This window comes from Lewinella sp. (genome assembly GCF_050633125.1).
Classification (GTDB): Bacteria; Bacteroidota; Bacteroidia; order Chitinophagales; family Saprospiraceae; genus Lewinella.
Map to the genome: position 1 here is coordinate 46,076 of NZ_JBOEFX010000053.1, position 2,739 is coordinate 48,814.

The window sequence follows — 2,739 nt, forward strand, 5'->3', positions numbered from 1 at the left end:
AAAAATCCCGAACGATGGAGTAAACCACAATCCGGGATTTTTTAATTCCTATTAGAGGCTGAATTAATTTGCAGCAGCCACTGCCTTGAGCTCAACGAGGAGTACATCCGGTGTTTTGTATCCTGGAGAAATTTTCAGTGAATTCTGCTGCTCATCGAGGTAAACGAAGGAAGGGTAACCTAATCGACGATTGAGCAGAACAACTGCTAGTTCGTGAACACCACGTCGGCCAGCCCCTGCTTGAAAGCTAAGGGTATTGCCTTTGTACTGCTGATCGGGGGTACTTTCAGCATTGAATTTTACTGCGTAATAGTTTTCGTTCATAAAATCGATGACATCGCCATCCGTGAAGGTGTTCGCGTCCATACGCTTACACCATCCACACCAGTCGGTGTAAACATCAATGAACATTTTCTTGGGGTTATTTTCCATAGCTACCATGGCTTCTTCCCACGTAAGCCAATTAATTTTTGCTTCTTTAGCCACTGGCTCCACCTGTGTAGCAGGCTGAGCAAAAGCAAAAATAGCGGCCAGCGCAATTAATAATCCTGTTCCGATGACAACTTTTCTCATTATTCTTTCTTTTAAATATGGTCAGGAAAATTTCCTGACAGGGATGTAAGTAATTCGACGATAATGTCTATGACATAAATGATGTGCTGTAAAAGCCAATGATGACATAAGCACATCCATAAAAATAGGGTGAATAGGCCTAATCGTTTTTAGATGCTACTTAATTAATAATTATTTAACGTTTTTTGATGAATAAAGCTGACAAACAGCGGGTGGTGGTGGCCGTGGGTGGCTCAAGTGGCTCAATTTATGCCAAGGTGCTCTTTGACCGCTTGCAGGAAATGGAATCGCAATGGGACCGTGTGGGCGTGATAATGAGTGATAATGCCCGCTACAATTGGGAGTTGGAGCTAGGGGATCATTCATACAAAGACTACCCTTTTGATTTTTATCAGAAGAATGACTTTATGGCTCCCTTTGCCTCGGGGTCAGCACGCTATACGACTATGCTCGTTTGCCCTTGCTCTATGGGGTTGATGGCACGTATAGCACAGGGGCTCAGTAATGACCTGGTGACGCGTGCTGCTGATGTAATATTGAAAGAACGCCGCAAGCTGATTTTGGTGCCCAGGGACACCCCCTACAACCTGATACACTTGCGTAATATGACCTCACTGACCGAAGCAGGTGCCATTATTTGCCCGGCGACTCCTTCTTTTTATAGTAAACCCACTACGTTTGAAGCGTTGGCGCTCACTGTTGTAGATCGGGTGTTAGATCTCGCAGGTTTTGATCTAAACACTTACCGATGGGGCAGTGATGATGAGCGTGTAGAAAAGGAATAAAAATTCTCTTTATCTTGATCCATACAAAACAAAAAAGATGGATCAACAACAACGTCTATTATCACTCGATATCTTTCGGGGCATCACTATTGCCGGAATGATTTTGGTAAACAATCCCGGGACTTGGGACGAAGTCTATGCACCACTGCTTCACGCAGATTGGCATGGAGTAACGCCGACGGACTGGATATTCCCTTTCTTCATATTTATCGTAGGTGTGGCTATTGCCTACGCTTTGGGTAAGCGTAAAGACCAAGGCAACCGTAAAGCCTTGATTCANNAAGATTGTTAAGCGAACACTGATCATCTTTGGTATTGGTTTATTTTTAAATGGGTTTCCGTATTTCAATTTGGGTACCATCCGTATTCCGGGTGTATTACAGCGAATAGCCTTAGTCTACGGAGCCACCTCCATGCTATTTCTATACCTGAATCCTCGCCAATTGTTTTGGGCGGGCGTAGGATGCCTGCTAGGCTACTGGGCACTGATGACGCTGGTGCCGGTGCCTGGAGTAGGTGCCCCCAACCTGGAGCCGAGTACAAACCTGGGAGCCTGGTTAGACCGAACCATTATGAGCGGGCACTTGTGGTCGCAAAGTAAAACATGGGACCCTGAAGGGTTCCTGAGTACGCTACCTGCTATTGGTACAGGTATTAGTGGCGTACTAGCTGGCCTATGGCTGCGTAAACCTGGTGACAGTTATCAAAAAGCGGCGGGACTGTTGGCCATCGGGGTAATATTACTGGCTTTGGCCTGTATTTGGGATTTGGCTTTCCCGATTAATAAAAAGATTTGGACGAGCTCTTACGTGCTCTATACCTCAGGTGCCGCGCTGTTATTTTTGGGAACAGTATACTGGCTGGTAGACATCAAAGGGTACAAAAGCTGGACTAAGCCTTTTGTGGTGTATGGTACCAATGCCTTGTTTGTGTTTGTGATGTCAGGTATTGTAGCTAAGCTCCTTTACACCATCAACTGGACGACGGCAGCAGGTGAAAAAATAACGGCCAAGACCTGGCTATGGGAAAGCGTGTATGAACCGGCGTTTGCCTCTGTGAAGTTTGCCTCGTTTGCTTTTGCGATGACGAATGTGCTGTTTTTCCTGGCACTATCGTGGGTTCTTTATTCGAAGAAGATTTTTATAAAGGTCTAAGAGCATGTTGAAAAAAGTGAGGGCGGTGGAACTATGGTTCTCCGCCCCTACACTAAACAAAAACAGCAAATTTTTATTTAGAGTGTTTGGGGGTTTATTGCCAACTACCCTAAAGTGAATACAATTACGCACATTCTACGCAAGCAGAAAAATAGGAGCTGGAATTTAGCATTTTCTTCACAAGACTTTAACAGATAATAGAGGCGTTTTTTACCACAATAGACACA

At 44.8% G+C, this 2,739-nt stretch carries 3 protein-coding genes; 2 read left to right on the top strand and 1 reads right to left on the bottom strand.

Annotation, left to right across the window (positions count from 1 at the left end):
- Positions 1–63: 63 nt before the first annotated feature.
- Positions 64–573 (bottom strand): thioredoxin family protein, encoded by a 510-nt coding sequence (locus ACRBG0_RS12815; RefSeq protein WP_431487268.1) that lies wholly within the window; start codon positions 571–573, stop codon positions 64–66.
- Between the two features lie 188 nt (positions 574–761).
- Between ACRBG0_RS12815 and ACRBG0_RS12820 the strand changes: the two genes are divergently transcribed.
- Both ACRBG0_RS12820 and ACRBG0_RS12825 read left to right on the top strand, forming a co-directional pair.
- The gene (locus ACRBG0_RS12820) at positions 762–1,358 is read left to right on the top strand and encodes a UbiX family flavin prenyltransferase (protein ID WP_431487269.1); all 597 of its coding nucleotides are present in this window, start codon (positions 762–764) and stop codon (positions 1,356–1,358) included.
- A 37-nt stretch (positions 1,359–1,395) separates the two neighbouring features.
- Positions 1,396–1,637 (top strand): heparan-alpha-glucosaminide N-acetyltransferase domain-containing protein (locus tag ACRBG0_RS12825; RefSeq protein WP_431487270.1); only part of this gene is annotated, 242 nt, incomplete at its 3' end.
- Positions 1,638–2,739 lie beyond the last annotated feature (1,102 nt).

What these genes read in the sequence shown, in the direction of transcription:
- ACRBG0_RS12815 (WP_431487268.1), bottom strand. Translation starts at nt 573, where the DNA reads ATGAGAAAAGTTGTCATCGGAACAGGATTATTAATTGCGCTGGCCGCT.
- ACRBG0_RS12820 (WP_431487269.1), top strand. Translation starts at nt 762, where the DNA reads ATGAATAAAGCTGACAAACAGCGGGTGGTGGTGGCCGTGGGTGGCTCA.